The organism is Flavobacterium sp. (genome assembly GCF_003525665.1).
GTDB lineage: Bacteria > Bacteroidota > Bacteroidia > Flavobacteriales > Flavobacteriaceae > Flavobacterium.
This window is the reverse complement of the sequence record NZ_DQDX01000030.1, coordinates 1-3526: the sequence shown is the minus strand read 5'-3', so window position 1 is coordinate 3526 and position 3526 is coordinate 1. Positions and strand designations below refer to the sequence as shown.

The following is a 3526-nucleotide window of genomic DNA, read 5'->3' as shown; positions in this document are numbered from 1 at the left end:
TTCTATACTCTATATTCTATATTCTATATTCTATATTCTATTTTCTATTTTCTATATTCTATTTTCTTTTCTCTTTATTCTATATTCTGATTTCCGTTATTCTCTTCCAATTCTCTTGATTGATACAATCCTAATTTTTCGATAACTGGTAAGTCGTTGAACGAGAACAAACATGCATCTTTAGTTTCTGATAAATTGTGGTGTTCATGCCAAGCCCAAGATGGAACGCAGAAAATATCACGTTCTTTCCAGTCAAATCGTTTTCCGTTGATGATGGAATAACCATGACCTTTAGCACATTGATACACGAATGAACCTGTGTGTTTGTGCGCTTTTCCTTTGAAATTAGCTGGTAATAATTGCATCGATGCGCCCATAGTTTGCATTACATGTCCGCCAGTTAACGGATTGGAATAGTGCATTAAAATTCCGTCAAACGGATTGATTTCATTGACTTTTACTGCTTCCAGCAACGCTGGATAAACGATTTTCCAAGAATATTTGAATAAAGGCGAATAGGGTTTATCCCAAACTTTATCGGCTGGAATAAATCCCGAAGTTCCATAAGTAATTGGTGAATAATTTACCGGAAAATCTAAATTTTGTTTGCCATCATAAACGGCATAATCATTGGCTTCGAGCGCATTAACTAATGGAATATCCAAACCATCTTGCCAGATGCAGGTTTTTCCGTTTGAATCAACGCCGTGTTCGTGCCAAGTGGAATTTGGAGTAATCACAAAATCGTTGACTTCAAATGTGATTTTGTTTCCATCAACAACAGTATATCCGCCTTCGCCTTCCATAATGAATCGCAAAGCCGATGCTTTGTGTTTGTGCGCGGATGTAGATTCGCCTGGACGAGTAACTTGAATTCCAGTATACAACCAACCCACAGCTGCGGAAACGTCTTTTCGTTTGTCGTTTACTAAATAAACAACGCGTCTTCCTGCTTGTTCTGGAGTAACTAACTCGGATGATTTTAGTACTAATTCACGTAAATCATCGTATTTCCAAAGCATTGGAACTGATGAACTTCTTGGTTCCCAAGGCTCGATATCGTTAGCAACTGTCCATAATGCGCCAGCGCCAAGGGTTTCTAGTTCTTTATAATAGGCTTCTAGTTCTGGTGTGTCGTGAACTCGTGCTCTTCCTAATTGATCGTCTGAATGATTTTCGTTCATAATTTTATTTTTAAACTCCGACAGAGTTCGAAACTCTGTCGGAGTTGTATTAGTTAGACTTTATTCGATTATAAAATTAATAATTTCATTAAAATTTTGTTTTTGAGAATGGTAAGTAATAAACTCATCTTTGTTTCCATAAATATCTAGTATCTCTTTTCTTTTTAATTTTGTTGGTTTGTCCGATAAAATACTATCATATGATGACCAAGGATACAAACTCATTTGCTTAACAAATCCATGTTGAACTGGATTATTGTGAATGTAATAGATTACATTCTGTAAATATTTATCCGAAGTTATTAATTTTCTTTCAAAAGGTTTTTCAAATAATGCACCTGTTCTGTTAAACTTCTTATTTATTGCTTGTGTATAAGCGTTGAACAAATATCCAAACTGTTTAGAAGGTTCAATTGATTTCGATTTTTCAATCGTTGAATAGTCTAACTTTTCAAAATCAATTTCATTGTCCAATCTTGTGTAAACTAAGATGTGAAAATGATTTTTCAATAAGCACCAAGCATAAGTATCAGCGATTGGTGAAATATATTTGTCAAAAAGTCTTAAAAAATGATAATAACTCTCATTATCAAAAAAAACATCAATACCATTATTACCACGATTGTATATGTGGTAATAGTTTCCTTTTTCAAGAGGTGTTGGTTTGAAATTTTTCATTTATTTTTTTACTACTTTATAACTCCGACAGAGTTTTGAACTCTGTCGGAGTTGTAAGCCACACTATCTTTTATTAAATTCCTGATGATTATCTATAAAAGTGATTTTTCGAGTAGGAGCGATGTTTACTCGTAAGTCAAAAATATCAAATCTATTGTAATGTCCGAGGATGTCGTGCATTTGTTTTGGTTGGATGCATTTCTGCAAATCGATGTCAGCGTATACAATTCCTTCATCATCGATTAATGGTTTGCCTACAACAGCGCCATTCGGACCAATAATTCCAGAAAAAGCTGAGTTTTTACGAGTCAGTAATTCGTCTACATTGGGAACATCATTTCGCAAGGCATCTTTTATTTCTTGTGAAATTGTAGAACATGAAACTATTGTGAATAATTTTCCTTCGAATGAATGTGCGGCTGCTCTAATTTTAATTGCTTCTGCCATATCGTAATCTGGTGGCGCAACTGGAAGCGAAATGTAGTTGGCAATGTGAATTAATTCGCCTTGAGAAAGTAAGGTGAATCGTGCTAATGTATTGGTGTTTTCGCCACAAGCCAAAGTTCCAATTGGACCAATTTCTGTGTCGTATACTTTTAAAGAGGAACCGTCACCAGATGTCCAAGTAAGTTTTTCTGCCCAAGTTGGAACTAGTTTTCGATGTTTTCCAATTAGGTTTCCGTGGTTGTCTATGATTAAATTGGTGTTGTAAATTTCGCCGTAACTGTCTCCACGTTCGTTGATTCCTATAACGATGTGGCAATTAAATTCTTTTGCCGCTTGAAATAAAGGTTTCATTGAATCATCAGTAACTTTTACTGAAGATTTATACAATTCTTCGTACCATTTACTTCCTTGAACTGGCGTCATTATCCAATTCCAATACGGATAACCAGCAACAAATACTTCTGGAAAAGCAATTAGATTGGCTCCATTGGATGTGGCTTCTTTTATGAAGGATATTGCTTTATCAATAGTTTTTTCTACGTTTAGAAAAACTGGTGAAGTTTGGACTGCGGCTGCTTTGAATTTTTTGAATTCCATATTATGTGTATTTTAATATAAAGAAAGTCAGGCAAATTGCACCAACTATAAGCATGTATTTTCCATGATTTCTGTCTGATTTTGAGTAAATGTATTTTTTGGAACCATCTGACAATGTCCTTTTTCCAGTTAATAAAAAAATAGCAATTCCAATTCCTGCCAAACCACCCATTATACAAAATAGATAACCCATAACAAGAGTTAATGAACTAGATTTTTCCTGCTTTTCAGCTTTTAATTTTTTTTCTTGTTGTTGTTTTATAATTTCAGAATTTTCAACTATTATGTTTTGTTTGTTTAAAAGATATCTAGCCAACTTAATATCTAATGGATGCCACTCATCATAGTTTTTAATTACATCTTTTAATTCCTCTGTATTGAAAGAAAATAATGGATGTTGTGTGTCAATTTCATCAATCTTAAATTCCATGTTTTCTTCTAAAAGTTTGGAAGCTTTTTCAAAATCATTCGGATTGATCATAATGAGAATTGAATCTTTTGCAGAATTATTCGCAAAACTGGCATCAAAATCTTTAGATGTATCTTGTACTTTGAATTCAATGTTATTAGCTTTCAAAATCTGAATCATTTCATTAGCAACAATAGAATCCGTAAGACTC

4 protein-coding genes are annotated in these 3526 nt (G+C 33.7%); all 4 read right to left on the bottom strand.

Annotation, left to right across the window (positions count from 1 at the left end; genetic code table 11):
- Positions 1-74: 74 nt before the first annotated feature.
- Entirely contained in the window at positions 75-1184 is a 1110-nt protein-coding gene (locus DIU01_RS02100) for a cupin domain-containing protein (RefSeq protein WP_290831608.1), read from the bottom strand.
- A gap of 60 nt (positions 1185-1244) precedes the next feature.
- Positions 1245-1862: a hypothetical protein gene (locus DIU01_RS02095; RefSeq protein WP_290831607.1), complete on the bottom strand. Its 618-nt coding sequence runs from the start codon at positions 1860-1862 to the stop codon at positions 1245-1247.
- A gap of 63 nt (positions 1863-1925) precedes the next feature.
- Complete coding sequence (locus tag DIU01_RS02090; protein ID WP_290831606.1) at positions 1926-2906, bottom strand: carbon-nitrogen hydrolase family protein; 981 nt, start codon at positions 2904-2906, stop codon at positions 1926-1928.
- Position 2907: 1 nt separating this feature from the next.
- A partial coding sequence (locus tag DIU01_RS02085) for a hypothetical protein (protein ID WP_290831605.1) occupies positions 2908-3526 on the bottom strand: 619 nt, incomplete at its 5' end.

Coding starts and splice junctions, on each gene's coding strand:
- DIU01_RS02090 (WP_290831606.1), bottom strand. CDS start 2,906: ATGGAATTCAAAAAATTCAAAGCAGCCGCAGTCCAAACTTCACCAGTT.
- DIU01_RS02100 (WP_290831608.1), bottom strand. CDS start 1,184: ATGAACGAAAATCATTCAGACGATCAATTAGGAAGAGCACGAGTTCAC.
- DIU01_RS02095 (WP_290831607.1), bottom strand. CDS start 1,862: ATGAAAAATTTCAAACCAACACCTCTTGAAAAAGGAAACTATTACCAC.